Below are 25,126 nucleotides of genomic sequence, written 5' to 3'. Positions count from 1 at the left end.
GAACGGGCCGGAGCATTGCTGCTCCGGCCCTTCTTTTTTTGTCAAGTACGTACGATCCGGCTCTATACGCGTCCTGAATTGATCTTTATCAAGCGCCCCACGAACGAGCGCGGGTAGGGACCTTGCGATGATCCGATCTGAATTAGTGCAGAAGCTTTGTAATCATAACCCGAGCCTCGCGACGCATGATGTCGAGGCGATCGTGACGACGTTCTTCGACGAGATTACCCGGCGACTGGCATCCAATGGCCGTGTCGAACTGCGCGGCTTCGGCGCCTTTTCTACCCGCGAGCGCGACGCCCGCACCGGCCGCAACCCGCGCACCGGCGAAATCGTCGCCGTGAACGCCAAGCGCGTTCCGTATTTCAAGCCCGGCAAGGAAATGCGCGCACGGCTCAACGTCGCCTGACCATTGCCGTCGATGGCGGCTTGACGCCCGCCCCTCGCTGCGCTTGTCGTGCGCGCGTGTGCGGACGTGGCGAAACCGGTAGACGCAGCCGACTTAAAATCGGCTTCCCCTGGAGTGCGGGTTCGAGTCCCGCCGTCCGCACCACGGTTAAGCTGCTGAAAATGCTTGTTTCTTCAAATATGGGAGGGGAGCGCTTCTGTCCCCCCTCACGCGGCGTGTAGTTTCGGTGCAATCACATCGGCGAATGAGTTGTCGATCACCGCAATCGCTTTGTCGATGTGATCCCCGTGGATGTGGACATAACGCAGCACCATGGCGAGCGTCTTGTGACCGCTGATTCGCTGGATCGTTGGCAAGTCGACTCCTGCCCGGACCAACCGAGTGATAGCGGTATGACGCATCACATGCGGCGTGACCTCGCTTGGGTTTAGCCCAGCGCGCATCACTGCACGTAGGAACGGTTTGGCCATGCTGATCCGATGGGGATGCTTCCCCGCCTTGTTCCGCGACGGGAAGAGCCACGTTGCGCCATCGCCGTGCATCTCCCGCTGGTCGCGAATCAGCGAAGCCAACGCGGGGGTAATCGGCTGCTCACGCTCACCAGCCTTCGCCTGCGGAATAAAAATTCGCCGCGAATCGAGGTCCACGTCTTGGAACCGCGTTCGTACAATCTCGCCATGCCGCATGGCCGTGTTGAGCCCGAATGCGACAAAGAGCCAAGTCCGGGGGTCTTGATCCGCAACCGCTGCTTCCATCAATTTGACCACTGCCTGCTCGGATAACACGACGATCCGTTTCCGTGGTTCGGGCCCCTTCTCTAGGTCCGGAATATCGTCCGCTTTGATCCATCCCCATTTCGCGAAGCGCCGGAATATGTGGGACAGGGTCGCCAATTCCCGATTGACGGTTGCCTGTTTGAGCCCGGTTTCTAACCGCCGCCGTACATAATCTTGCACATGGCTTGCAGTGATCCTGTCGGCGCGCATTGGCCCAAAGAAGGGCATCAGAAGCTGCTCGACGTGCTGCCGCTTGGCTTTAATGTTTCGGCCACCGTGCAGGCTAAGCCGAGCGATGTACTCAGGTGCTAATTCCGCAAACGTAGGGTGGCTTTTGCGCCCCTTGGGCAGGTCCAACCGCCCTTCCCTCGCTTTCGTGCGTAGGACTTCTATAGCCCGCTCTGCCTGCTCGCGCGTGACCCCTTCACTAGATCGTCCAACGGCCCGGTGAATGCGCTGCCCATCGACCATCACGTTGACGCTGTAGGCAGTGTCTCCGTTGGCAAGACGCTTCGCGGTTATGCCGTGTTCGAAGAGGGTCTGCCCGACTTCAAGCGCCTTGATGGCGGGCCTTGTAAGCTTAGAAAATCGAATCGTCATGCAACTTCGATAAACTCAGTCTTACGTCAGAGTCAAACCCAGCTGACTTTAAGGCATATAAAGTAATCGTAAAGAAGATAATCTAGACATATTGACTAGGTTAAATGCCTTAAGTTTGATTTCTCTTGCGAGATATATCGAAGGGCATTACGTGGCCGCCATCTTGATGTGGGGATACCCAATGCCGTCCAGAAGTAATGTAAGGATTACCGTGCACCCCGACGGGCGAGTGTCGCGTAGCGATGCCGCTGCGTACCTAGGCCTGTCAGCAAAGACGCTCTCCGAGCGACAGCGGAAGGGGCTTCCGCCCAACAGCGTAAAAGTCGGTGGACGCAGGTTTTACTTTTTGCAGGAATTGGATCGATTCATCGGGAGCGGAGCGTGATAGCATGGATCAAAGCTAGCATAAAATTTCTACATCTATTTTTATCCAATGTGACGATGATTCCTATTGTCTAACAGCGGCTTACATCATGCAGTTTGACGACATTTTAGACTTATACGTTCCTTGGAGGATGAGGCTTAGTTGTATAAATGACTTTTTTTTATTCTGACTTACCACAACTCTATTTATGCCGCCATGGATCGTGGGGATTTCCCGCGCCCTATCCAGATTGGCCGTAGGGCAGTTGGCTGGAAATCTGTTGACGTATGCAAATGGCTTGCCGAACGCCCAGCGTCTTTCGGATGGTAGTTCTTTTATGTTAACGTAGCGCCTTTATTCGTTTCACTTTCGTAAACATACTTAAACAAGTAGAGTCATGTCATCCCATCGCCATGCCTTTTCTGCTTTAAGATGCTTACGTAAACAAAGATATACACCCTGCGTCTTTATTCCAGCAGGAAAACTGCCAATAATAACTTGAGAGACCCCATCGAGGGGGAGCCCCCACCTATGCCATTATAGTATCGATTTGAGAATGGCGTATTCACTGCCCTTCTCAAAGCGACGCGACTTGCCTTGGATGATGCAATGAAAAGCGAAGCGCACAAGAACCTCAAACTGCGGGTGGACGCCCTGCTGAAATCGCATAGCGTGATTTCGTCGAACGCCGGTGGTCATACTGATGGCAGGACTGGTAATGAAAAGCCGAAGCTTGATCTAATGATTGACCAAACCGGTATTTTCATGATGTTAATGCATGAGCCTCATTCTGATGAAGCGAAAGCATTTGTGGATAAGCTTATTGCTGGCATGGAGCAGTCACGGCGTGGGGCGAAGGGTCCGGCGCGAAAGGCAGTCAGCCTTATCGCCGCCGACCTGATGCGGGCTGCCAGCGAAGGCCCGCATGTCTATCTCTATAGGCCCGTTGGGGCGACGACCTTTGCGGACTGCCTCGTTGGCCGTGGCCCTTTCGTAAAGGCGCACAAGGCCCTTGCGGAGCAGGGTATGCTGTCCGTCGAGCCAGGGGCCATCGATTTCGGTCCATGGTTCAAAGGCCGGGCCACCCGCTTTCACCCGACGCCATCACTGATTAATCTGGCGAGGACCTACGGGATCAACGCCGCCGATTATGGGCGACACTTCCGCCCCGTATCTGCAAGGCCCGAGGTCCGCCATCCTATCAAACTCCGTGCATCGTCCGAACGGGAGTACGAATTTTTCGGACGTAAGATTTCCGGCAAGCCTATGAAGGTCGATTATGCCGATCCTACAGTGATCGAACTTGCTCGTCAGGTAGAGGAAATCAATACGGCTATCGGTAATACCTCGATCGGTGCGCCACACATCGGCTTCCAGCGCATCTTCAATCAGGGTGACCTTGCGGGGGTTCACTACAACAGGGGTGGACGGCTGTACTCCATCGGCGGCGGCTATCAGCAGCTTAGCGGCGATGAACGTTCACGGATGACCATCGACGGCAAACCCGTCGTAGAGTGGGATATCTCGTCTAGCCACCTGACGATCGCCATGATGATGCTGGGGTTGCCTATGGCTGCTACTGGCGACCTGTACGCCGTAGAGGGCATCCCGCGCCCTATCGTAAAGCTTTTCGTCAACGCCTCGTTGGGCAAAGGTGAACCCCTCACCAAATGGCCAAGCGATATCATCAAAGAATATGCACGCGAGGCAACTCCTCAAAAGCCAAATAAACTAAAAGATTTCCTCATCGCTGGTGGCTACCAATATACAGGTAAGCTGGGCAAGGATTGGCCCGTCAAAGCGCTCACAAAGGACGCGTTACCGAAATTTCCCGTGCTCAACCTGCTTGAGAAATTTGATATCAACTGGGGTGTTTTACAATACGAAGAAAGCCAGGCCGTAATCAACGCTGTTCATGATCTATGCACTAACCATGGCGTTATCGCCTTGCCTGTGCATGACTCGATCATCTGCAAAGTGAGCGACGCGTCAGTCACACATGACGCCCTATGCCGTCACTTCGAACGTCGATTTGGCAATAAGCCAAAGTTAGAGAAGAAGTAGCTGCATCTGCATTTCCAATTGCCTCCAAACGCCCCTACTAGGCCCCGTACAGCAGCAAAAAGCTTTTTGGCTAGGCAAGTAGCCTGCACGCCCCCGAAGTGCTGTACGGGGCTTATATGGGCCTTAAGCGCTATCAGCTTCCCTGTGCTGACGGCGGCGCATTGAAGCCGCCTACTTACGTCGTGATGAGGGCAATCATCCTGTTGCGCACGTTCGGATGCGGGATACAACTACCGGCGTGGCTAAGTCGCGCTCCCGCTTCAATCATCCATCTGCTTGGTTTACCGTTGGACGAGGTAAACCCTATTTCCCGGCGACGTGGGAAGGATGGGCGATTTTCCTGACTCTGCTCGGTTTTCCGTTCCTTGCAATGCTCTTTGTAATTGGCGGCTAACGCCCAATAGCTGCCATTCGCAGCGGGTGGGACTTGAACCACACATACTCCCAACCCCTAGGCTGGCGCACTCTCCGGTTGTGCTACCGCTGCTTGGATCACGTAGCGGACCCCACGTCCGCTTTCGCCTAACAGCGGACATTGGCGTATCAATAGCCGGCCGGTTGACGGCTGCTGTGCTATGCGATTTGCTGTGCCGATGGCTGAAACCTACAACCGCTTCGGCGAATTGATCGATCCTGCTGAGGCCTACCAGCAGTTTATGCTCCGCCTATACGACACCCTCGCAGAAGCTGGCGACGAAGGCTACTCCGCAGAAGCGTGTCGCAAACTGGATGAGGCCCGCCTATTGTTCATGAAGGAATTTGAGGAGAGGCATCCGGGTTATGGCAAAGGCCGAGCCGTTTGGCGCTAGTCAACCTATGTCCGCTCTCCCCCAGAAGCGGACATTCCTGCTAGAGTATGGCCACCGCTGGACACGTTCGTAGTACCCGCGAGCCATTATCCCACTGCGGCTTATAAACCGCCTGTCCGTGTTGAAGCTGCCAGCATGATAGGTCGCCCTTGTCGCCCGTAAGGATGGCAAGGGTTCGCCCATAATGATCCTGCCCGATACGGTTGATGCGGAGCGCGCCGACCAATGCATCAGAAAGCGACCTCGTAGACGCATAGGGATCGCCCGGCGCGCAAGCACGTCCTGTATGGCAATGACCTGGCAGTTCGGGCGCGTCGATGCCGAGCAATCTTATCCGCTCGCCGTTACATCGGATCGTGTCACCGTCCGTGACGATGCAACCGCTTACGGTATCAGTGTAGCCGAGTTGAAGGAACGATAGGGTTGATGGAGGCATGATGCCAACGACACCGCCTACCATCGCCGAAGCCCCAAGGATCGCCGCAGGCATAGCTACTCGCTTGAACTGCGCCCGCCGCCGCTTCTCACGATAGTGCTTGCCCCTCTGGATGGGAACGGCGCGAAGCGATTTCCTGGACGACATACTGCGGGTGTAAGCCCAATCCGTGAAACACGGCTTAGCTGGTGGCAGAGGCACCTTGCTGTCGTGATATGTGTGAGGTCCGACCTCGATCTGGCTTCTACCTGCACGGATCGGATCGGGTCGACCTAATTTCTCCTTGGACTTCGTCTCTATCGTAAAGGCGATTGCTCGCAGCAACGGGTTGCGGCATCACCGCTCTGCGCCTCCGCAAAATCGGGGGCGTTGGGGCGTAGGAACCTCTCTGCCGCAAGGTCCGGTCGAATCATTCGGCCGGGTGGCATGCGCTATGTCCAACCGGCAACGGTAAAGGCGTATGCGCCTTGCCCTTGCGCTTGGTTCCTAACACCCGGCTCACCGCCGGGATGCCCCAAATCGAGAGGGGCAATATGGATCAAACGGAAGAAGAGCGGCTAGCGGCAAAGAACGCGCCTAATGATTGGCGTTTGCCGCCCAAGGGCCAGCGCGTCGGCGATAAAACTGGACCGGGCTGGTTAGAGCGTGTCTTTGGCATCACCACATTAGCAGGTCGGCTCGGGTGCTTTGGATCAGCAGCCGTTATTGCCGCCATCCCCATCATCGGCGTCAGCTATTGCTCCTATGAGGTCAAAGAGAACGCCAGGATCGCAGCAGAGGAGCAAGCAAAGAAAGATGCAATCGCCGCCGCAGCGGATGAGGCCAGCTACAAAGAATCCGTCAAAACAGGTGCGGTATGTATGGATGGCCCTAACGGGTTGAACACCGCATTACAGCTAAACGTGCAGCGTCAACTTAAAGACCCCGATAGCTTCCAACACATTGGCACCGTTATCACGCCTGCTAAAGCGGGCGGATATGACGCTCTGATGCGCTTTAGATCACGCAACTCCTTCGGTGGATACGCGATTGGAACAGCAATCGCCCAACTTTACGTTGCAGAACGGGGCATATGCGAAGTTCGCAGCTTCCGGGTCGATGGCTAGCTGACGGCACAAAGGCGATTTAAAGCCTTGGCTCCCTTGTTTCAACATTCTGCACATCAAGCAGTAGCGCAGTAGCGCTTGATGGTAGCAAGCGACAAACCGAACCGTGCCGCCGTTTGGGCGATGCTGGCAGCATTAGCCTTACGCCATGCCTGAACCTCGACGCGATCCGCTGCCATCGGCCTGCCAAGGCTTGCCTTCCCCCTATGGGTCTTGCCCGTAGCGGCTAGGGAAGCCTTGGCGGCGGCGCGTCCGGCATCGCACCTTTCCTTAATTCGCTGACGTTCCATTTCGGCAACCTGCGCCAGCACGGCAACGATCAGTTCGCCAACGCCCCTGGCAATCGGTCCAAGACCACGAACGTCCACAGTAACGCCCTTGTCGATCAGCCGACGGATCGTGCTTTGGATATCGAGAGCGTCCCTTCCGAGCCGGTCGATAGCGTAGATGTAGAGGGTGTCGCCTTCACGGACATACCTAAGCAGTTCAGCGAAGCCCCTGCGGTCAGCAGCTTGTACGGCACCGCTTACGCCTTCGTCGGCAAATTCGCGATCAAACTGCCCGCCTAAAGCCTGCCGCTGCGTTTCGATTGACTGCGACGTGTCAGATACGCGGTAATATGCAATGCGGGCCAAGCTAGCCTCCCGAGTCGTTCAGAAGATAGGCTGTTTATATGCGCTAGGTGCATATATGAGGAGTCCTATCTTTAAAGCCTATGGACGGAAGGCATCGGCAATAGGCTCAAAGGGTACACCTTTGATGCCCTCCACCGTATGGCGGCTGGACGCGAACGCATCTACCGGCCTACATGGCAACCGGATCAGAAAGGCGACGCGCGACAGCGCCTACAGAAGCAGGAAACGCGATGCTGAAAGCAATCGAGGTTGAGAACTACCGAAGCTTTTCCAAGCCTGCAAAATTAGAGTTGCGACCCATTACCATTTTAATGGGACGAAACAGCGCTGGAAAGAGTTCCTTGACGCGCTTGTTCCCCCTATTTCGGCAAAGCTTGGCGCGTGACACGTCTGCGCCGGTGTTGTGGACCTCAACAACAATCGACTTTGGTAGGATCGGTGACGTTCTCAATAGGAGCAGCGGTTCCGACGTGCTTCGTATAAGCTTTGATTTAGACACAACAAAATTCAACGAAGGAGCATCTCGCCGTCGGCGGTCAGCAAGCATAGCTAACTCGCTGGAGGGGCGGCGTGTCCGTTTTAATGCGCTCTTGTCGCCAACGCCGGACGGAAAAACGGACTATCGTTCGTTTTCCATCGAAATTGACGCCGACACCGTTAGCGTTCAACTGAAAGATGGCAATTTCTCTCGCCTTTACGTCAATGATCAGCGCATCGAAACCAGCCGATTCACTAAAGGCGTAGAGGCGTTTACAAGCCGGCTCTTTCCTTACATATACTTTAGGAATAGCGGCGAAGCAGGTCTCGACCTGTCTCCCGACACGACCCAGCGGATTGCCGATTTGGTTCAGTATTTTACTGATACGCCCTTAAATCTTGCTCCTGACGCGCCACGAACCAAGCCATCGCTTTTTATACGGTCACCTGAAAACAACCGTCCAACTGACCGCTTAATCTCCCGCGAAGATCTAAATCTATATTTGGCAGCCCTGCCCGGTGTAAAGCAGACTTCACTCAACAATCGCAGCAAAATCGACGAACTATTTACGATGATTTTGCTGTCGCATTTTGGACAGCTGCTGGCTTTTATCCAAGAGTCCGTAGGCCCGGTTTTCGAGTCATCTTCTTATCTCGGCCCAATCCGCTCAAGCGGAAGTCGGTTCTATCGGGAACAAGAATTGTCCGTTGACAGAATTGATGAAAAGGGCGAAAACTTTGCAACATATATCGGGTCGCTGAACACCCTTGAGCTTGGCTCCTTCAACGAATTACTAATAAGCCTATTTAACGTTAAAATACGATCACATTCCACGGTAGGCCACATTAGCTTGGAAATAGCAGTTGCAGACAGCGACTCCTATGACAACTTAGCTGACGTTGGCTTCGGTTTTTCGCAGCTTCTTCCGCTCGTAGCACAGATCCATAGTCAGTCTAAGAGGGCTTACATCCCGTTTGATGAACGCGGCAATCAGCAAATAATTGCAATTGAACAGCCGGAACTTCATCTCCACCCAGCGTTCCAAGCCCGGCTTGCCGATTTGTTTGTAAATGCTGTTAAGGCAGGCAATCCCAACTCACGCCTGCCATATTTTGTACTGGAAACCCACAGCGAGACAATGATTGCTCGCTTAGGCGAGTTGGTAGTCGAAGGCCTTATCGATCCAAGTGCCATCGTAATTCACTTTCTAGAAAAAGATGACGACAATGGCGCCTCAAGTATTAGAGTCGGCGAGTTTGATGCCGATGGAATAATTCAGAATTGGCCACTTGGCTTCTTCTCAGCACGGTCGATATAATATGTTTGTAACTCTTGGAGAATCATTATCCCCACAAGCAGCAGCAAACGACAACTCGGTAATAGACTTCCTTGAACATCTACTGTCTGGCCACCGCTGCGGCAATATAGTTCTTGTTCCAACCAGGCGCGACATACATGCATTTGGACAGTTCGATCTAAGTCGCTCGGCGAAGGCAACACTGGTATATATATCAAACAAGCTTCAAGATTATATAACGGCAATGCGTTTAGCCGCAAGAACAATTGAAGCACATCATCCAGACTTTCTCGCAAACTATGTTATGGGCGATGATCGCATAGTCAAAGTTAGCATGAACATGCTGCATTGGAACCGCTTGCATACCCGGACTTTCTTTCTAGCTGAAAATACTACGGATGTGCGATTCATTCAAATACTATGTGACGTATATCTTTCGGGGTTCTCCTATCCTGCCTCGCTCATTAACTATAGGATGGCAATGGGTGGCGGCAACACCCTTGCAGCTGCTCTTGTTGCGGAAGAACCTTCGCCTTTGAAAGGCTTAGTTCTTGTAGACAAAGATGCGGCAGATGACGCGCCGCCTTTTCCTGCGGGCAGTACTGGCCTTTTAGCATTGAACACTGCTTCGAATCTCAATCTTTGCAACGGGACATTAGGCTGGTCAGATTGCAACCCCATGTTCGTTTTTCTTTCGACCCATGGGAGGATGTTGGAGAATTACGTCGGGCCGAATCTGTTGAATGTTTACTTTGAAGCCAACGGACGCCGTGAAGAGCGGCGCGCAATCGTAAATGCGTTTCCTACGTTTCCACGTCTGACCGCCACGGAAATGCATATCTGGCAGATGCTTAACCTGAAAGTTGGCACAGGAGATGGCGATACCCGCGAAATCCTCCGGATATTCAGGACAAACTTCGGGGCGGTCGACGCCAGCATCTTACCACGACTGCGTTTTCTAAATGCCGCCATCGTGCCTGGCGACGCAATAGAATGGGTTATCGAACACGCTTTAGCGTCGCGCTACTCTGCTACGCTTAAACATGCGATCAAGCGCGACATGGCGTATGAAGACTACAGGAGAGCAATCGGTAAGTTAGCTGATCACTTGAAGGACGTTGCGGCCGGTGACAAGGCCGCTGCTAGACTTTGAAACGCATTTTGGTTTTGAAGAGATCGCAGCGTCTTTATGTAAGAACTCACGACAGAATGCCAAATCTAACTCTGGTGTAATTGCTCCCAGAATTTGGGAGTGGTCCGCGGCAAAAAGGGCACCGTCGCCCTCCTCCATTGATCCGGTAAGACCTTATTTCCAGGCCCTTTTCGGACACCTCGGGTATAATGGCACATCGGACTAAAATCGCATTGTCGGCGTTGATCATCGCCACGCGGAGGCCGCAAGCCGCTGGTCGAAAATGCGGTTAAATTGGGACAGCCGTAGCGGAGCGGGGCGTTTGTACATCTGCCCTGCCCGCTGTGCTGATTTAGCAGCTTTTTACTGCTAAATTGAAGGCTATCGCCCCTCTAGAAACCTTTGGTGGTCGATGGCTCTTAGCTTCTTATCGATCGCTGAAACCGCCTCCGGTACAATCGCTCCGTTTTTACGACAATGCCTCGGCATAGGTCGAAGAAGTATTAGCGGACAGCTTGTCACTGGACAGGCTGCAATCTGCTCTAGAAATGTTCCAGGGGCGGTCTTATCGAAGCTGCATGTCCGGCAGTATTCTTTAATGGCATTTGATCTCGAAGTCATAACTTTTCGTTGTTGGTCCCATAATATTCCTTTCACATAAAAAGGTTTTCATTTTTCTTATCGATAAATTTTAATCGACGCGAGTGTATTGCCACGGCTTTCTTAATATTGCAAGGCTGCTTTCGTTGGTGGCGGATGGTTGACACAATCGTGGCACAGCGGGCTAGTTGCACGGGGCTGCCGATCGTCCTAATCGCTCCACTAGGAGTGCGCGACCGTCGTCTTTCTGCGGTTTTCTAGTTCGGCACGATGGATTGGCTTCGTTGTCACTATGTTGACATGGCAGCGGTCGCATGGAAGCGGGCGGCTGCTACAAAGCAGTAGTGCAATGGTAACTAGCAACTTTCGCTACGTGTTTGATTTTTCGTAATGCGGGGGTCACAGGTTCGAGTCCTGTACTCGATCTTATACGGCCGTCGCTGTCGGGCTCTGATGGCGCTCCTGATCAGATATACATCCACCCGGGCAGTTCGCCGCTGTTAGTCTAATGGCCCGACGAAGCCGCGCCTGCCATGCCCCCCCCCCCAACGCCGGTGCTTCCGGTGTAGAACGCGTGTAATCTTGTCGGGAATTCCTCGGTAAACGGGGGTAAGTCGCGGTCATCGCGCCTTGGAAAACTGGAGCCTAAGTGCATGTATTCTGGTCATAAAGGGTACGTGCTGGGTGGTTACAGAGGTCGACTTAAAATCGGCTTCCCCTGGAGTGCGGGTTCGAGTCCCGCCGTCCGCACCACCACGCTCTCGCTGTCCCGTGCCTTCGGGTCGCCCGTCACGCGCGCCCTGGGGCTTCCGTTGCTGATCGCGGCCGCGGGTTCCGGATGTAGTCAGCGTCCCGATTCGGGACCGGTGATCGCCAGCGCGATCGGCGGGCCGCCGCGGCTGGTCGATCCGGCGCGCGGGCGGCCGGATACGCCCGCCCGGCTGCTGCTCGACGCGACGGCCGAGGGGCTGGTCCGCTTCGATGCGACCGGCCAGATCGAACCGGGCCTTGCCGAACGCTGGATCGTGATCGACCAGGGGATGAGCTACATCTTCCGCCTGCGCGAAGCGCAGTGGAGCGACGGCAGTCCCGTGCTGGCGGAACAGGTGGTCGCGCATCTGCGCCGGGAACTGGCGCCGGGATCGCGCAATCCGCTCAGTCCCTTCCTCACCGCGGTCGACGAGATCGTGACGATGACGCCGCAGGTCATCGAGGTGCGCCTGCGCCGCCCGCGGCCGGACCTGCTGAAGCTCTTCGCCCAGCCCGAACTGGCGTTGTGGCGCAGCGACAAGGTGGGTGGCGCAGGCCCGATGCGGATCGTGCGGGCGGCGCGCAGTCCGTTGCTGCGCCCGGCCTTCGACCCCGACCGCGCCGATCCCGAGGATCAGCGCCGCACCCGGCCGGAACAGGACGTGCGGCTGATCGGCGAACGCGCGGCGCGGGCGATCGTCCGCTTCGCCGCGCGCGATTCGGACTATGTCACGGGCGGCACCTTCGTCGATTGGCCGCTGGTCGGACTGGTGGCGGTGGCGCCTGCCAACATCCGCCTCGACCCCGCCGCCGGCCTGTTCGGCCTGGCAATCCTGAACCGCGACGGCTTTCTGGCGGATGCGCGCAACCGGGCGGCGATCAGCGGCGCCATGGATCGCGCGGCGATCACCGGAGCGGTGATGCAGGGTTGGGAACCGGCGGAGCGCATCCTGCCGGACACGCTCGACTCGGCAGCCCCCCCTGCCCTGCCCGGCTGGTCGCTGCTCACGCCCGATCAACGCCAGGAACAGGCGCGCGCTGCCGTCACCGCCTGGGGATCGCCAGTGCATCTGCGCATCGCGTTGCCGCCCGGTCCCGGTGCCACCCTGCTCTATGCGCAGGTTGCCGCCTCGCTGCTCGGCGTCGGCATCACCAGCGAGCGTGTCGCCATCGGCGGCGCGGCCGACCTGCAACTCGTCGATCGCGTCGCGCCCTATGACAGCGCGCGCTGGTATCTCGCGAATGCCTGTGCCGTTTGCGGCGAAGAGGCGCAGCGCGCGCTGATCGCCGCGCGCGACGCACCGACGCTACAGGAACGATCGCGCTTGATCGCCGCGGCGGATGCGGCACTGGCCAGCGACACCGCCTTCATCCCGATCGCCCGCCCGTTGCGCTGGTCGCTGGTGGCGATGCGCCTGCGCCAGTGGCGGCCGAACAGCCGCGCCTGGCACCCGTTGAACCGCCTGCGCGACGATCCCAATTAAGGGGCATGAACACCCGCCCCGGCACCACCCGCCCCCGTCCGATGGATATCCGCCCGATGCTGGATTCGCTGCCCGTCGGGCGCGATCCGGCATCGGTGCGCGTACGGCTGGAGGCGATGGAACGGGTGATGGAGGGGCTGTTCACCATCCCCGGCATTAACCGCCGCGTCGGCATGGACGTCCTGCTCGATCTCGTGCCCGTGGTCGGCACCACGATCGCCGCGCTGATCGGATCGTGGCTGGTGTGGGAGGCGCGCAACCTTGGCATGTCGAAGCTGCAGATGGCGCGAATGTTCGGCAATGTCGGGATCGACTGGGCGCTGGGCCTGATCCCCTTCGTCGGCGCCGTGCCCGATTTCTTCTTCCGCTCCAACACCCGCAACCTGCGGATCATCCGCCGGCACCTCGACCGGCATCATCCGGCGACCGCGACGATCGCCGGATGAGCGCGCTCAGCGCCGCCCCCGCCAGATCTTGACGGCTGCATCGGAGCTAAGCCCACCCTGATGCGCCGGGCAGCGCGCATAGTGGAAGCCGGTGTCGAGGCAGATCCAGATCTCGTCCAGCCACCCCTGCCGGTTGGCGGTGATGCGCATCATGTCGGCGGTCAGGCCGGGATTGGCGAGCGCCACCGCCTGCGCCAGCCCACCGGCGGTCAGCGGGCGGCGCGACAGCGCGTCCATATCCGGATAGCGTAGCTTGGCGTAAAGGCCGGTCGATCGTTCGAAATAACGCTCCGGCCGCATGCCGGGCATGCAGGTGCCATGCTTCGCCCATTCGTGCTGGAGCAGTTGTGCCGACGGGGTCGCGCAGATATTGCGCCGGATCACCTGTCGCGACAGCAATGGGGTGCTGCGGCAATATTGCGGCCAGTCCTTGCCAACGCCATCCGGCCATAGCCCATGCAGCGTGAAGCCGAACCGATTGCCGCTGCCGCACTGGAAGCGGGCGGACACATCGCGGGCATGGTCGCGGCAATATTGCGGCGCCCAGGTGATGGCTAGCGTGTAGCCGCCGATCGGCAGCACCCGGCGCGGCTGCCTGGCGTCGGGCAGGTCGGGCCGCGGGCGATCGATCGCCGCCGGCGCCGGCACCGCGCAGCGATAGGCCTGCGCCTGCGCCGCCGCGGGAACGGCGAGCATCGTCGCAGCGAAGGTCAGCCGGCCGATCATACGCGCGGCGCGTCCAGATCGTCGTCGTCCAGCCCCTCGCCCAGCCACAGCTTGGCATCGGGCTTGAAAAGCATGACGGCAGCGGCGATGTAGAGGATGTTGGCGATCAGCCCCAAGAGGACCTGCAACGGGCTGGCCGTGCGGCCGGACGCGAGCAGGAACAGCGACGACAGGATGGCAAAGGCGCCAAACGCGGCGAACACCACCTGCACCCATTTGGCGACGACGCTCGGCCGCCGGGCGATGAAGAACCACAGCAGCACCGCGATGGCGAGCCCGACCAGCTGCATGACCGGCAGCAGCCAGGTCGCGTTGGCGAGCACGGGATTGGCCGCCAGCGTCGCCTGCGAAACGCGCCAGTTGAGCAGGCCGTTGATGAGCGACAGGATGACGGAGGCCCAGTAGAATTGTTCGAACCGGACGATCGATGGCGGCTTGCTCATGGCGTGTTCCCCCCTTGCGGATACGGGGCGCAGCCTAGCCGCGGCACGGCGATCACGCCAAGGCGAAATCGAGCCCGATGTCCGCCGCCGGTGCCGATTGGGTGAGACGGCCGACCGAGATATAGGTGACGCCGCTCTCGGCGATGGCGCGGATCGTGTCGAGACGCACGCCGCCCGATGCCTCCGTCGGCACGCGTCCGTCGACGATGCCCACCGCCTCGCGCAGCATGGCGGGCGGCATGTTGTCGAGCAGCAGGTGCGTCGCCCCCGCGGCGAGCGCGGGCGCGATCTGGTCGATGCGGTCGACCTCCACGATGATCCGCGCGATGCCGGCCGCGACAGCACGATCGACCGCCGCCGCGACGCCGCCGGCCACCGCGACGTGATTGTCCTTGATCATCGCCGCATCCCACAGGCCCATGCGGTGGTTCTGCGCACCGCCCGTGCGGGTGGCATATTTCTCCAACCGCCTCAGGCCCGGGATGGTCTTGCGGGTGTCCAGCAGGATCGCACCGGTGCCGGCGATTGCATCGACATGGGCGCGGGTCAGCGTCGCGATGCCGGACAGGTGCTGCACCGTGTTGAGTGCCGACCGTTCCGCGGTGAGCATGGCCCGTGCGAACCCATCGATGCGCATCAGTGGCGTGCCGGCAGACACCTTTTCGCCATCGGCCACCAGAGCGGTGCAACGTACCTCCGGGTCGAGCGTGCGGAAGAACGCTTCGGCGAGGGGCAGGCCTGCGACGGCGATCGCCTCGCGCGTGTCCATGACGCCGGCAAAGCGCGCCTCGGCCGGGATCACCGCGGCGGAGGTGATGTCGCCGGCCTGCCCGCAATCCTCGGCAAGCGTGGCCGCCACGAAAGCGTCAGGATCGAAGCCATCCAGAGTGAATCGGGTCATGGAAACTTTCTCGAGCGAAGCAGGGAACCAAATGGAGACTTGTGCATTCGCGGTCGGGGCTCTGGGGGATCATTGACATGGAAACGCACGCGGCAACGGCCGAACTGCATCGCATGCTGACGGCGGCGCTGGAATTGGCCGACCGGCTGGACATGCCGATGATCGCCATCCATGTCGACGAGGCACGCGACCGGTTGCGCTGCATGCAGGCCGCACCCGCGCTCTGAGCGCCTCGCGCCGATCCCTCAGTCGCCCGTCACCGGTACCGCGCCACGCGGGCCGAGATCGCCCTGCCCGACCGTGCCGGACGCCATCGCGAGCATCGCATCCAGGCTGGACTTCGCCTTCACGCGCAGGCTTTCCTCGATCTCGATCCGCGGCGTCAGGTCGCGCAACGCGACGTAGAGCTTCTCCATCGTGTTAAGCGCCATGTACGGGCAGATGTTGCAGTTGCAATTGCCGTCCGCGCCCGGCGCGCCGATGAAGCGCTTGGCGGGCATCGCCTTTTCCATCTGATGGATGATGTGCGGCTCGGTCGCGACGATCAGCGTGTCCCCGGTCATCGCCTGCGCATATTCCAGGATGCCGCGGGTCGAGCCGACGTAATCGGCATGATCCAGGATCACCGCCGGGCATTCGGGATGGGCGGCGACCGGCGCGCCGGGATGCTGCGCCTTCAGCTTCATCAGCTCGGTTTCGCTGAACGCCTCGTGCACGATGCACACGCCCGGCCATAGCAGCAGCTCGCGTCCCGTCTTGCGTTGCAGGTAACCGCCGAGGTTGCGGTCCGGACCGAAGATGATCTTCTGATCGCGCGGCAGCTGCGCCAGGATCGTCTCGGCCGACGACGAGGTGACGATGATATCGCTCAGCGCCTTCACCTCGGTCGAACAGTTGATGTAAGTGAGCGCGATGTGATCCGGATGCGCGGCGCGGAACGCGGCGAACTGTTCGGGTGGGCAGCTGTCCTCCAGGCTGCACCCGGCGTCGATGTCGGGCAGCACCACCGTCTTGTCGGGGCTGAGGATCTTCGCCGTTTCCGCCATGAAGCGCACGCCGCAAAAGGCGATGACGTCCGCATCGGTCGCCTGCGCCTTGCGGCTGAGGTCCAGGCTGTCGCCGACGAAATCGGCCAGGTCCTGAAGCTCGGGCTTCTGGTAATAATGCGCCAGGATCACGGCATTGCGCTCCTTGCGGAGCCGCTCGATCTCGGCGCGCAGGTCTAGCCCGGCAAAGCTGTTGGTCAGTTCCATGACATCCCCGTAGGCGATCCGGCCGCCGCCCTCAACGCCGGTTTCCAAGCACCTCTTCGAGCGAGCGGCTGGTGTCCCAGCGCTCGGTGACCGCGGTTGGATCGTCGGCGAAGGTCACCTTGACCGTCGCGTCGATCCCGGCGGCCCGCAGCGGCATGGCGAAGCTGCTCTCCACCGCGCGCCGCGTCGCATCCTTGGCGAGCTTCATCGGCGTCGCATCGCGGGCCTGCCGCACCAGTTCCGCCTGCCCGGCGCGGCGGTTGGCAGAATCGAGCCGTGTCTCGGCATCGGTCAGGCGCGACAGGATGCCGCCGGTGCCATATTCGCGGATCTGCGTCAGGTCGACCTGCGGCCCGTCCAGCTCGATCGGCGGCAGGCGTACGGACAGCGTATCGGTGTCCGGGTCCCAGGCGACATCCTTCTGCGTCAGCTTGCCCAGATCGACCTCGTAGCGGACGAGGCCCGGCATGATGAGCGTCTTCTCGGTCGACAGGCCCAGTTGTGACTGGCGCGAGGTGCTGACCGCGACGAAACGCGCGGCGAAGGCGGACAAGCGGTTCTGTTCGCGCAGGCCCTGCAGGCTGGCGCTGGCGACGGTGGTGGGGTCGGGCGCCAGTCGCCGCTCGACATAACGCTGAACGCCCCACAGGCCGACCAGCACGGCAAGGCCGACGAGGATGATGACGCCCGCCACCTTGCCGAGGAACGAGCCGGTGGAGGATCGCTGCGGGGGTAAGGGCGCGGGCGCCGCCGCCGGATCGTTTACGCCGCGATCCGCCATGCTTCGCCCTCCTCGTCCACCAGTCCGCGCCCGCGCAGATCGTACAGATGCGCCAGCACCGAACGCTCCGCTGCCGGGATCAGCCGCGGATCGAGCCCGACATACATGCGCTCCGTCATCGTCGAAAGGCCGCGCGGCGCCTCGCGCAGCAAGCGCAGAATCTGGCCTTCGCGCTGCTTGCGATGGCCCAGCATGCCGCGCACCAGCCGTTGCGGCGCATTCACCGCCTCGCCATGGCCTGGGTAGTAGATGCGGTCTTCCCGGGCGAGCAGCTTGTCGAGGCTGGCCATGTAAGCGCCCATGTCGCCGTCGGGCGGCGAGATCACGCTGGTCGCCCATCCCATGACGTGATCGCCGGAAAACAACGCATTGCTCTCCGGCAGGGCGAAGGCGAGGTGATGGGAGGTGTGGCCCGGCGTCGCGATCGCCTCCAGCGTCCAGCCGTCGCCGCTCACCCGGTCGCCCTCGCGGAAGATGCGGTCGGGGGCGTAATCGGCGTCGAAGGCGGCATCCAGCCGTGGGCTGTCGCTCGCCTTGTGGACGGGCGCGGCGCCGACGATCGGCGCACCGGTCGCCGCCGCGAGCGGGCGGCTCGCCGGGCTGTGATCGCGATGATGATGGGTAATGACGATGGCCCGCACCGGGCGATCCCCGATCACGGCCAGGAGCGCCGCGACATGCGCCGGATCGTCCGGGCCGGGATCGATGATCGCGACATCGCGCTGCCCGACGATATGCGTCTGCGTGCCGCTGCCGGTGTAGGGCGAGGGATTGGGGGCGAGCACGCGGGTGACAAGCGGCTCGAGTTCAATCGGAATACCGGTCGGATACTCAGGCATCGGCAAGGGATGTGGCCCGGTCCGCGCTGCGACGCAAGGGGTGGCCATCCTTCGCGTGTCGGCGAAGGATGGCCGGGAGGGGCATCAATCCTTGTCGGTTTCGGCGGCTTCGGCGCGCAGTTCGGCCATCGCCGCGTCCATTTCGGCCAGCGCCTTGGTGCGATCCGCGTCCGCCATCGCGCGATTGGCGGCGATATCGGCGCGCGACGCGGCGACGCTGGCGAGCGCGGTCGCCATGGCATTGCGGCGGATCGCCTCGGCGTTGATGCGCATGGCGCTCGCATTGACGCGCATGGCGCTCGCATTGACGCGCATGGCATCGGCGTGCGCGGCCGCCGCCGCTCCCGACGAGGCCATCGCCTCGATGCGGTTGGTGCAGATCACCATCATGCGCTTGCCGCCTGCCTCGCTGTTCACCACCAGTTCGCGTGCCGCACCGTCCCGGCCGTCGACGCAGCGGCGTTCGCGGACCTCGGGCGCCATCTTGAGCGAGCGATCGACCATCGCCTGGATCGCCGCATCGTCGAAACGACCATCCGTCGACGAGGTATAGGTGCTGACCTTGCCATCCTTGTCGACGCGCTTGACGACGACATGGCGCACCTTGCCCTCGGCGGCAGGCACCGGCGGTGCGGGGGGAGCGGCTGGCAGCGCGGGGTCTGCCGGCATCGCCGGGGCGGGCGGCGCGGGCGGCGCCGGCGGCGCGTCCTGCAGGTCGGCACCGATCGTCCGGCCGACCTTGCCGGAGATCGCGGCGGCGGCACTGGTGCCGGACGCGGTCATGCCCAACCCGGCAAGGACCAGCGTGGAGACGAGCGCACCACCCGCGGCGAGGCGGCGGCGCGAGCGCGGCGAAGTGGACAGCATCCGGATTCTCCCTTTCAGATCGTCGATGGTGTGAAGGTGACACGCTGCCGAGACGGCGCCGCCATGCGCAGCCTTGACGATGGCGCAGGCATAAGCGTGGCGGTCGATCGTCGATCGGCCGGCGAGCACGCGGGCGTCGTTGGCAAGTTCCTGGTCGGCGCGGAACGCGCGGAAAGCGCGCCAGGCGACCGGGTTGAACCAGTGGATGGCGAGCACGGCGAGCGCGATCCAATTGGCGATCAGGTCGCCGCGCTGGTGGTGGCCGATCTCATGCTCCAGCGCCAGTTCGCGCTCGTCGGCATCGTAGCGATCGGCGAAGTCGGTCGGAAAGGCGACGTAGCGGCGCAGCACCCCGAAGGCGAGCGGGCCGGGCGCCGCAGGGCTGGCGATGACGCGCACCCCCCTCACCTCCTCGACCGTGGCGGCCGAGCCGAGGAGCCGGCGGCAGAAGCGGGTGTGGCTGGTCAGATGCCAGAGGAGGAAGGCGAGCGCCCCCGCCGCCCACAGCGCCCCGAGGACCATCGCGATGCCCGGCCAGATCGACGCCGGCGCCTCAGCCGCCGATCCCGCCTGCACGCCGCCATCGACGACGAAGATCGTGATCGTCTCGCCCGCGCGCGAGATCGGCGTCACCGCCGCCTGCCGCCAGGCGTCGGGCAGCGGCGGCAGCACGAGCCGCATGACGGGCAAGGCCCACAGGGCATAAGCGACCTGCGGCCCGAACTGGTTGCGCACCGGCCGGCGGAGCAGCATCACCAGCGCCATCAGAACGGTGGAGGCGATCAGCGCCTCGATCAGCCAGCCGGTCATTGCTTGAGGTCCTTCAGCAGCGCCTCGATCTCGGCAATGTCCTGCGCGGTCAGCGCGTCTCGCTCGGCGAGATGCGCGACGAGCGGCGTCAGCTTGCCGCCGAACAGACGATCGATCAGCCGCTTCGATTCGCCCGATACGTAATCGTCACGGGCGACCAGCGGACGATAGAGATAGCGGCGGCCATCCTCCTGATGCGCGATCGCCGCCTTGGCGAGCAGGCGACCGAGCAGCGTCTTGACCGTGTTGGCACTCCAGCCGCGCGCCGGATCGACCCGTTCGGCAACGTCCTGCGCGGTGAGCGGCGCCTCGTCCCACAGCACCTCCATCACGGCATGTTCGGCATCGCTGATTCGTTCGGCCATGGCACGCTCCCTCTTCAACTACGCTTGTAATCGCATCGATTACGTTCGTAGTCAAGCAACGGGATCGGACTGGGCACGGATGTGTCGGACCGCTTTACAGATCACCCGACCCCAGCAGTTGCGTTAACCATCGCGGCGGCCGGTTTCGCCGGATTGCGCTAATTGGCACGCCATCTGCTTTATCGTCAGGCAGCCGAGCGTTCGACGCCTCAGCAGGGTGGATCCGCCTCGCGGATCCACCCGCACCCGGCAATCCGCGCATGAAAAAGGCCGCGGACACCTTTCGGCATCCGCGACCCATCATGGCTTGATCGAGCGGGATCAGCCCGCGGCGGCGTCGCCCTTGATCAGCGTGGCGAGTTCACCGCTCTCGTACATCTCCATCATGATGTCGGACCCGCCGACGAATTCGCCGTTGACGTACAGCTGCGGAATGGTCGGCCAGTCGGAATAGGCCTTGATCCCCTGGCGGATGCCCTGGTCCTGCAACACGTCGACGCTCTCGTATTTGGCATCGAGGTGGTCGAGGATCGCGATGGCGCGGCTGGAGAAGCCGCACTGCGGGAACAGCGGGCTGCCCTTCATGAACAGCACTACGGGATTGGCCTTTACGACGGCGTCGATGCGGGCGTGGGTATCATCGGTCATGGTCATCATCCTCAGGCGGCTGCGGTCTTCAATTGCAGCGCATGGAGTTCGCCGCCCATGCGGTGGCCAAGTGCGGCATAGACGGCCTGATGCTGCTTGCGCAGCGGCAGGCCGGCGAAGCTCGCGGACGTCACGCGGGCGGCATAATGGTCCCCGTCGCCGGCGAGATCGGTGATCTCGACCTCGGCGTCCGGGATGGCGGCGCGGATCAGCGCGGCGATATCGTCGGCGGCCATCGGCATGCGCTTACTCCGGCTGGCTTTCGATCAGCTGGCGGCGCGCCTCGATCGACTGTTCGGCGAGCGCGCGGCGGACTGCGGCATCGTCCGTCTCCACCCCGGCGGCAGTCAGGTCGCCGAGCAGCTTGCGGATCACGTCCTCGTCACCCGCTTCCTCGAAATCGGCCTGGACGACCGCCTTGGCATAGGCGTCGGTTTCCTCGGGCGTCAGCCGCATCTGTGCCGCAGCCCATTGACCGAGCAGGCGATTGCGCCGCGCGGTGATGCGAAAGGCCATCTCTTCGGAGCGCGCGAAATGCGCTTCTTCGGCCCGTCGCCTGTCATCGAACATCGTCATGGCCCGTTCCCCGCAATTCCATCATCGACACATAGGCGGCGCCACCCGGCCGCGCAACGTGCCGCCGGACACCTGCCGCGTCGGGACCGGATTTCGAAAAAGCGGAATGTCCATAGTCGTCGCATGGAACTCCTGACCTTTTCGCATCATATAAACAGCAGGTTGCCCATGACGAGCAACCGGATGGAGAAGGATGATGTCGAACGGACCCGCCCCATGGCCACGCCCGAGCGCGCACCGCCGCTGGCCGGGGTGCTGATCGGTACCGCGATTTCGCTGGTGCTATGGGCGATGATCGCCGGGACGGTGCTTATCCTGCGCTGACCTCCACCACCAACTTGCCGATGGCGGCGCGGGCCGCCATCGTGGCGATCGCATCGCCGCCCCGTTCGAACGGAAAGCGTCGGGTGACCTTGGGCGCAATGGCGCCCTCCCGCCACAGGCGGAACAGCTCCTCGACATGCGCGGCATTGGCCTGCGGGTCACGGGCGGCGAAGGCTCCCCAGAACACGCCACACACATCACAGCTCTTCAACAAAGTGAGGTTGAGCGGCAGCTTCGGGATGCCTGCCGGGAAGCCGACGACCAGATAGCGCCCCTCCCAACCGATCGCGCGCAAGGCGGGCTCGGCATAATCGCCACCCACCGGATCGTAGATCACGTCGAAGCCGGATCGGCCACCTGCGGCCTTGAACTGCTCGGCCAGCGCCTTCGACTGGTCCTTGTCGAACGGCGCGCGGCCATAGATCAGCGTCTCGTCGGCACCGGCCGCCCTGGCGGCCGCAGCCTTCTCTTCGGAGGACACGGCCGCGACGACGCGCGCGCCATAGGCCTTGCCCAGCTCGATCGCCGCCAGCCCCACCCCGCCGGCCGCGCCGAGCACCAGTAGCGACTGCCCGGCCCGCAACCGCCCACGGTCGAGCAACGCGTGGATCGTGGTGCCATAGGTGAGGATCAGCGCCGCCCCTTCGGCGAAATCGCGCTCCTCGGGCAGGCGATAGAGGCGCTGCGGTTCGGTGACGATGCGGGTGGCAAGGCCGCCGTGGCCGATCACCCCCATCACCCGGTCGCCGACCTGCCAGTCGCTGACGTCCTCGCCCACGGCCTCGATCGTGCCGGCGATCTCGCCGCCCGGTGCGAAGGGGCGCTGCGGCTTGAACTGGTATTTGTCCTCGATGATGAGGACGTCGGGATAGTTGATCGCGCAGGCCTTCACCGCCACCAGCACCTGCCCCCGGGCCGGCACCGGATCGGGCAGCTCGGTCAATTTCAGAGTTTCAGGTCCGCCCGACGCCGTTGACAGCAATGCCCGCATAACCGCTCCTGCTCCCGATCCAGGGGCGGTGTTCGTTCACCGCACCTTCGAATTTCGAAATCGCGGTATCTCTTGCCAGTGTCAGCCCGATCTCGTCCAGCCCTTCCATCAGGCAGCGGCGGCGAAACGGATCGAGATGGAAGGCGAAGCGGTCCTGATACGGGGTGGTCACCGTCATCGTCTCCAGATCGACAGTGACCGGCTGGTCGCGCGCCACCTCGACCAGCCGGTCGACGGCGTCCTGCGGCAGCACGACGGGGACGATGCCGTTCTTGAAGGCATTGCCCGAAAAGATGTCGGAGAAGCTCGGTGCGATGACCGCGCGCACGCCCATGTCGGCGAGCGCCCAGGCGGCATGCTCGCGGCTCGACCCGCAGCCGAAATTGTCGCCCGCGATCAGGATCGGCGCCCCGGCGTAACGCGGATCGTCGAAGACGTTGCCCGGCTGCGCCCGCACCGTCTCGAACGCGCCGCGACCCAGGCCGGCACGGGTGATCGTCTTCAGCCAATGCGCCGGAATGATGATGTCGGTGTCGATGTTCTTGGCACCCCAGGGATAGGCGGTGCCGCTGACGCGGGTGACAGGCTGCATCGGCGGATCAGTGTTGCGTTTTGACCGACGTGAGCGGCGCGCGCGCACCCGCCACATAGGCGGCGATGCCGCTCATCATCGCGCCTGCGACCAGCAATACCAGCACCTTCTTCACAGCCGTCCTCCCATCAGATCACGCACGTCGGCGAGCCGCCCGGTCACCGCCGCTGCCGCCGCCATCGCCGGGGACAACAAATGGGTGCGGGCTCCAGGTCCTTGACGACCAACGAAATTCCGGTTCGATGTCGAGGCACAGCGCTCGCCTGCCGGCACCTTGTCGGGGTTCATCGCCAGGCACATCGAACAGCCCGGCTCACGCCATTCGAAGCCGGCGGACACGAACACGCGGTCGAGCCCCTCGGCCTCCGCCTGCCGCTTCACCAGCCCCGATCCGGGCACCACCATCGCCCGCACCCCGTCCGCGACGCGGCGCCCGTCGGCGACGGCGGCGGCGGCGCGCAGATCCTCGATGCGGCTGTTGGTGCAGCTGCCGATGAAGACGTGCTGGATCGCCACGTCCTGCATCGCCGTGCCGGGGGTGAGGCCCATATAGTCCAGGCTGCGGCGGGCGGCGTCGCGCTTGGCGGGATCGGCGAAACTCTCCGGCTCCGGCACCACGCCGGTGATCGGCACCACATCCTCGGGACTGGTCCCCCAGGTCAGCGCCGGTGCGATTCCCGTCGCATCGAGCCGCACAACGGTGTCGTAGGTCGCGCCGGGATCGGTGGCGAGGCTGCGCCACCAGGCGACGGCCTTGTCCCAGGCCTCACCCGACGGGGCCATCGGTCGCCCCTTGATATAGGCGAAGGTGGTGTCGTCGGGCGCGACCAGACCGGCCCGTGCACCACCCTCGATCGACATGTTTGCGAGCGTCATCCGCCCTTCCACCGACATGGCGCGCACCACCTCGCCGGTATATTCGATCACATGGCCGGTCCCGCCCGCTGCGCCGATCCGGCCCATGATCGCCAGGATCACGTCCTTGGGGCTGACGCCATAACCGAGCGTGCCGTCGACGCGGACCTCCATCGTCTTCGACGGGCTGAGCAGCAGCGTCTGCGTGGCGAGCACATGCTCCACCTCGCTGGTGCCGATGCCGAAGGCCAGCGCCCCCAGCGCGCCGTGCGTCGAGGTGTGGCTGTCACCGCAGACCAGGGTCGTGCCGGGCAGGGTGAAGCCCAGTTCGGGGCCGACGACATGGACGATCCCCTGCTCCGCGGCGGTCGCATCGATATAGTCGACGCCGAACTCGGCGGTGTTGCGCCGCAGGGCGTCGAGCTGCTGCGCACTTTCCGGATCAGCGATCGGGATCGGGCGGCCGGCGGCGTCGAGGCGGGGCGTGGTCGGCAGGTTATGATCCGGCACCGCCAGCGTCAGCTCCGGGCGGCGGACCCGGCGGCCGGCGGCGCGCAGTCCCTCGAACGCCTGCGGGCTCGTCACCTCATGGACGAGGTGACGGTCGATGTAGATGAGGCAGGTGCCGTCGTCACGCGTCTCGACGATGTGCGCGGCCCAGATTTTTTCGTACAGCGTCTGCGGTCGGGTTGCCATGATGGGTGCGCGTTAACCGAAAGCTGCACGAACGCCAAGGTTGACGATCGTTAAATTACCCTCGGACCTCGCA

At 61.7% G+C, this 25,126-nt stretch carries 27 protein-coding genes and 3 tRNA genes; 13 read left to right on the top strand and 17 right to left on the bottom strand.

Going from position 1 to position 25,126, the window contains the following annotated elements:
* The first annotated feature begins 127 nt into the window (after positions 1 to 127).
* Positions 128 to 409, top strand: coding sequence for an integration host factor subunit beta (locus tag AC4GY7_RS08600; protein ID WP_443583824.1), 282 nt, complete (start codon positions 128 to 130; stop codon positions 407 to 409).
* 60 nt (positions 410 to 469) lie between these two features.
* A tRNA-Leu gene (locus AC4GY7_RS08595) sits at positions 470 to 553 on the top strand.
* Between the two features lie 62 nt (positions 554 to 615).
* On the opposite strand, the gene AC4GY7_RS08590 is transcribed toward AC4GY7_RS08595, so the two are convergent.
* Entirely contained in the window at positions 616 to 1,785 is a 1,170-nt protein-coding gene (locus AC4GY7_RS08590; protein WP_491112985.1) for a tyrosine-type recombinase/integrase, read from the bottom strand.
* Between the two features lie 547 nt (positions 1,786 to 2,332).
* Between AC4GY7_RS08590 and AC4GY7_RS08585 the strand changes: the two genes are divergently transcribed.
* A complete protein-coding gene (locus AC4GY7_RS08585) occupies positions 2,333 to 2,479 on the top strand; it encodes a helix-turn-helix transcriptional regulator (protein WP_491113712.1) in 147 nt (48 codons plus the stop codon).
* Between the two features lie 279 nt (positions 2,480 to 2,758).
* A complete protein-coding gene (locus tag AC4GY7_RS08580; RefSeq protein ID WP_491112983.1) occupies positions 2,759 to 4,213 on the top strand; it encodes a hypothetical protein in 1,455 nt (484 codons plus the stop codon).
* Positions 4,214 to 4,625: 412 nt separating this feature from the next.
* On the opposite strand, the gene AC4GY7_RS08575 is transcribed toward AC4GY7_RS08580, so the two are convergent.
* Positions 4,626 to 4,700 (bottom strand) — tRNA-Pro (locus AC4GY7_RS08575).
* Between the two features lie 106 nt (positions 4,701 to 4,806).
* On the opposite strand from AC4GY7_RS08575, the gene AC4GY7_RS08570 reads away from it, so the two are divergent.
* Both AC4GY7_RS08570 and AC4GY7_RS08565 read left to right on the top strand, forming a co-directional pair.
* Positions 4,807 to 5,022: a hypothetical protein gene (locus tag AC4GY7_RS08570; protein ID WP_491112982.1), complete on the top strand. Its 216-nt coding sequence runs from the start codon at positions 4,807 to 4,809 to the stop codon at positions 5,020 to 5,022.
* A 969-nt stretch (positions 5,023 to 5,991) separates the two neighbouring features.
* Complete coding sequence (locus AC4GY7_RS08565) at positions 5,992 to 6,564, top strand: hypothetical protein (protein ID WP_491112981.1); 573 nt, start codon at positions 5,992 to 5,994, stop codon at positions 6,562 to 6,564.
* Between the two features lie 56 nt (positions 6,565 to 6,620).
* Here the strand turns inward: AC4GY7_RS08565 and AC4GY7_RS08560 are convergent, their stop codons facing one another.
* Positions 6,621 to 7,199 (bottom strand): recombinase family protein, encoded by a 579-nt coding sequence (locus tag AC4GY7_RS08560; protein WP_491112980.1) that lies wholly within the window; start codon positions 7,197 to 7,199, stop codon positions 6,621 to 6,623.
* A 230-nt stretch (positions 7,200 to 7,429) separates the two neighbouring features.
* On the opposite strand from AC4GY7_RS08560, the gene AC4GY7_RS08555 reads away from it, so the two are divergent.
* From AC4GY7_RS08555 to AC4GY7_RS08535, 5 genes are all read left to right on the top strand, one after another.
* Positions 7,430 to 8,995: a DUF3696 domain-containing protein gene (locus AC4GY7_RS08555; RefSeq protein WP_491112979.1), complete on the top strand. Its 1,566-nt coding sequence runs from the start codon at positions 7,430 to 7,432 to the stop codon at positions 8,993 to 8,995.
* A gap of 223 nt (positions 8,996 to 9,218) precedes the next feature.
* Entirely contained in the window at positions 9,219 to 10,127 is a 909-nt protein-coding gene (locus AC4GY7_RS08550; protein WP_491112978.1) for a hypothetical protein, read from the top strand.
* Between the two features lie 1,250 nt (positions 10,128 to 11,377).
* Positions 11,378 to 11,459 (top strand) — tRNA-Leu (locus tag AC4GY7_RS08545).
* Between the two features lie 59 nt (positions 11,460 to 11,518).
* Positions 11,519 to 12,940 carry an ABC transporter substrate-binding protein gene (locus AC4GY7_RS08540; RefSeq protein ID WP_491112977.1) on the top strand — a complete coding sequence of 474 codons (1,422 nt, stop codon included), beginning with the start codon at positions 11,519 to 11,521 and terminating at the stop codon, positions 12,938 to 12,940.
* A 41-nt stretch (positions 12,941 to 12,981) separates the two neighbouring features.
* Positions 12,982 to 13,386 (top strand): DUF4112 domain-containing protein, encoded by a 405-nt coding sequence (locus tag AC4GY7_RS08535; RefSeq protein ID WP_491113710.1) that lies wholly within the window; start codon positions 12,982 to 12,984, stop codon positions 13,384 to 13,386.
* Between the two features lie 6 nt (positions 13,387 to 13,392).
* Here AC4GY7_RS08535 and AC4GY7_RS08530 read toward each other — a convergent pair whose 3' ends face one another.
* From AC4GY7_RS08530 to nadC, 3 genes are read right to left on the bottom strand one after another with little or no spacing between them, the layout of a single operon-like run.
* Positions 13,393 to 14,112, bottom strand: a complete 720-nt coding sequence (locus tag AC4GY7_RS08530) for a ribonuclease T2 family protein (protein WP_491112976.1) — start codon at positions 14,110 to 14,112, stop codon at positions 13,393 to 13,395.
* Entirely contained in the window at positions 14,109 to 14,555 is a 447-nt protein-coding gene (locus AC4GY7_RS08525) for a hypothetical protein (protein WP_443583827.1), read from the bottom strand. The genes AC4GY7_RS08530 and AC4GY7_RS08525 overlap by 4 nt, the downstream gene beginning before the upstream one ends.
* 52 nt (positions 14,556 to 14,607) lie before the next feature.
* Positions 14,608 to 15,456 carry a carboxylating nicotinate-nucleotide diphosphorylase gene (nadC, locus tag AC4GY7_RS08520; RefSeq protein WP_491112975.1) on the bottom strand — a complete coding sequence of 283 codons (849 nt, stop codon included), beginning with the start codon at positions 15,454 to 15,456 and terminating at the stop codon, positions 14,608 to 14,610.
* A 77-nt stretch (positions 15,457 to 15,533) separates the two neighbouring features.
* On the opposite strand from nadC, the gene AC4GY7_RS08515 reads away from it, so the two are divergent.
* Positions 15,534 to 15,683, top strand: a complete 150-nt coding sequence (locus tag AC4GY7_RS08515; protein WP_443583829.1) for a hypothetical protein — start codon at positions 15,534 to 15,536, stop codon at positions 15,681 to 15,683.
* A gap of 18 nt (positions 15,684 to 15,701) precedes the next feature.
* Here the strand turns inward: AC4GY7_RS08515 and nadA are convergent, their stop codons facing one another.
* The 8 genes from nadA to AC4GY7_RS08475 form a co-directional block, all read right to left on the bottom strand.
* Positions 15,702 to 16,709 (bottom strand): quinolinate synthase NadA, encoded by a 1,008-nt coding sequence (nadA, locus tag AC4GY7_RS08510; RefSeq protein ID WP_491112974.1) that lies wholly within the window; start codon positions 16,707 to 16,709, stop codon positions 15,702 to 15,704.
* A 31-nt stretch (positions 16,710 to 16,740) separates the two neighbouring features.
* Positions 16,741 to 17,490, bottom strand: a complete 750-nt coding sequence (locus AC4GY7_RS08505; protein ID WP_491112973.1) for a DUF4230 domain-containing protein — start codon at positions 17,488 to 17,490, stop codon at positions 16,741 to 16,743.
* Positions 17,472 to 18,329, bottom strand: a complete 858-nt coding sequence (locus AC4GY7_RS08500) for an MBL fold metallo-hydrolase (RefSeq protein ID WP_491112972.1) — start codon at positions 18,327 to 18,329, stop codon at positions 17,472 to 17,474. The genes AC4GY7_RS08505 and AC4GY7_RS08500 overlap by 19 nt, the downstream gene beginning before the upstream one ends.
* Positions 18,330 to 18,413: 84 nt before the next feature.
* Positions 18,414 to 20,006, bottom strand: a complete 1,593-nt coding sequence (locus AC4GY7_RS08495; RefSeq protein WP_491112971.1) for a M56 family metallopeptidase — start codon at positions 20,004 to 20,006, stop codon at positions 18,414 to 18,416.
* A complete protein-coding gene (locus AC4GY7_RS08490) occupies positions 20,003 to 20,371 on the bottom strand; it encodes a BlaI/MecI/CopY family transcriptional regulator (RefSeq protein WP_443583834.1) in 369 nt (122 codons plus the stop codon). The genes AC4GY7_RS08495 and AC4GY7_RS08490 overlap by 4 nt, the downstream gene beginning before the upstream one ends.
* A gap of 321 nt (positions 20,372 to 20,692) precedes the next feature.
* Entirely contained in the window at positions 20,693 to 21,019 is a 327-nt protein-coding gene (grxD, locus tag AC4GY7_RS08485) for a Grx4 family monothiol glutaredoxin (protein WP_443583836.1), read from the bottom strand.
* Between the two features lie 11 nt (positions 21,020 to 21,030).
* Complete coding sequence (locus tag AC4GY7_RS08480) at positions 21,031 to 21,261, bottom strand: BolA/IbaG family iron-sulfur metabolism protein (RefSeq protein WP_443583837.1); 231 nt, start codon at positions 21,259 to 21,261, stop codon at positions 21,031 to 21,033.
* A 4-nt stretch (positions 21,262 to 21,265) separates the two neighbouring features.
* Complete coding sequence (locus tag AC4GY7_RS08475) at positions 21,266 to 21,595, bottom strand: DUF1476 domain-containing protein (protein ID WP_491112970.1); 330 nt, start codon at positions 21,593 to 21,595, stop codon at positions 21,266 to 21,268.
* 123 nt (positions 21,596 to 21,718) lie between these two features.
* Here AC4GY7_RS08475 and AC4GY7_RS08470 point away from each other — a divergent pair, with 123 nt between their 5' ends.
* Complete coding sequence (locus tag AC4GY7_RS08470) at positions 21,719 to 21,919, top strand: hypothetical protein (RefSeq protein WP_491112969.1); 201 nt, start codon at positions 21,719 to 21,721, stop codon at positions 21,917 to 21,919.
* On the opposite strand, the gene AC4GY7_RS08465 is transcribed toward AC4GY7_RS08470, so the two are convergent.
* The 3 genes from AC4GY7_RS08465 to leuC form a co-directional block, all read right to left on the bottom strand.
* Positions 21,906 to 22,910 (bottom strand): NADPH:quinone oxidoreductase family protein, encoded by a 1,005-nt coding sequence (locus AC4GY7_RS08465; RefSeq protein ID WP_491112968.1) that lies wholly within the window; start codon positions 22,908 to 22,910, stop codon positions 21,906 to 21,908. The genes AC4GY7_RS08470 and AC4GY7_RS08465 overlap by 14 nt on opposite strands.
* Entirely contained in the window at positions 22,873 to 23,502 is a 630-nt protein-coding gene (gene leuD, locus AC4GY7_RS08460) for a 3-isopropylmalate dehydratase small subunit (protein ID WP_443583840.1), read from the bottom strand. The genes AC4GY7_RS08465 and leuD overlap by 38 nt, the downstream gene beginning before the upstream one ends.
* A 111-nt stretch (positions 23,503 to 23,613) precedes the next feature.
* Entirely contained in the window at positions 23,614 to 25,053 is a 1,440-nt protein-coding gene (gene leuC, locus AC4GY7_RS08455; protein WP_491112967.1) for a 3-isopropylmalate dehydratase large subunit, read from the bottom strand.
* Positions 25,054 to 25,126 lie beyond the last annotated feature (73 nt).

This window comes from Sphingomonas sp. SP5 (assembly GCF_058313455.1).
The sequence above is the reverse complement of the archived record's forward strand: the minus strand, read 5'-3'. Positions and strand labels throughout refer to the sequence as shown.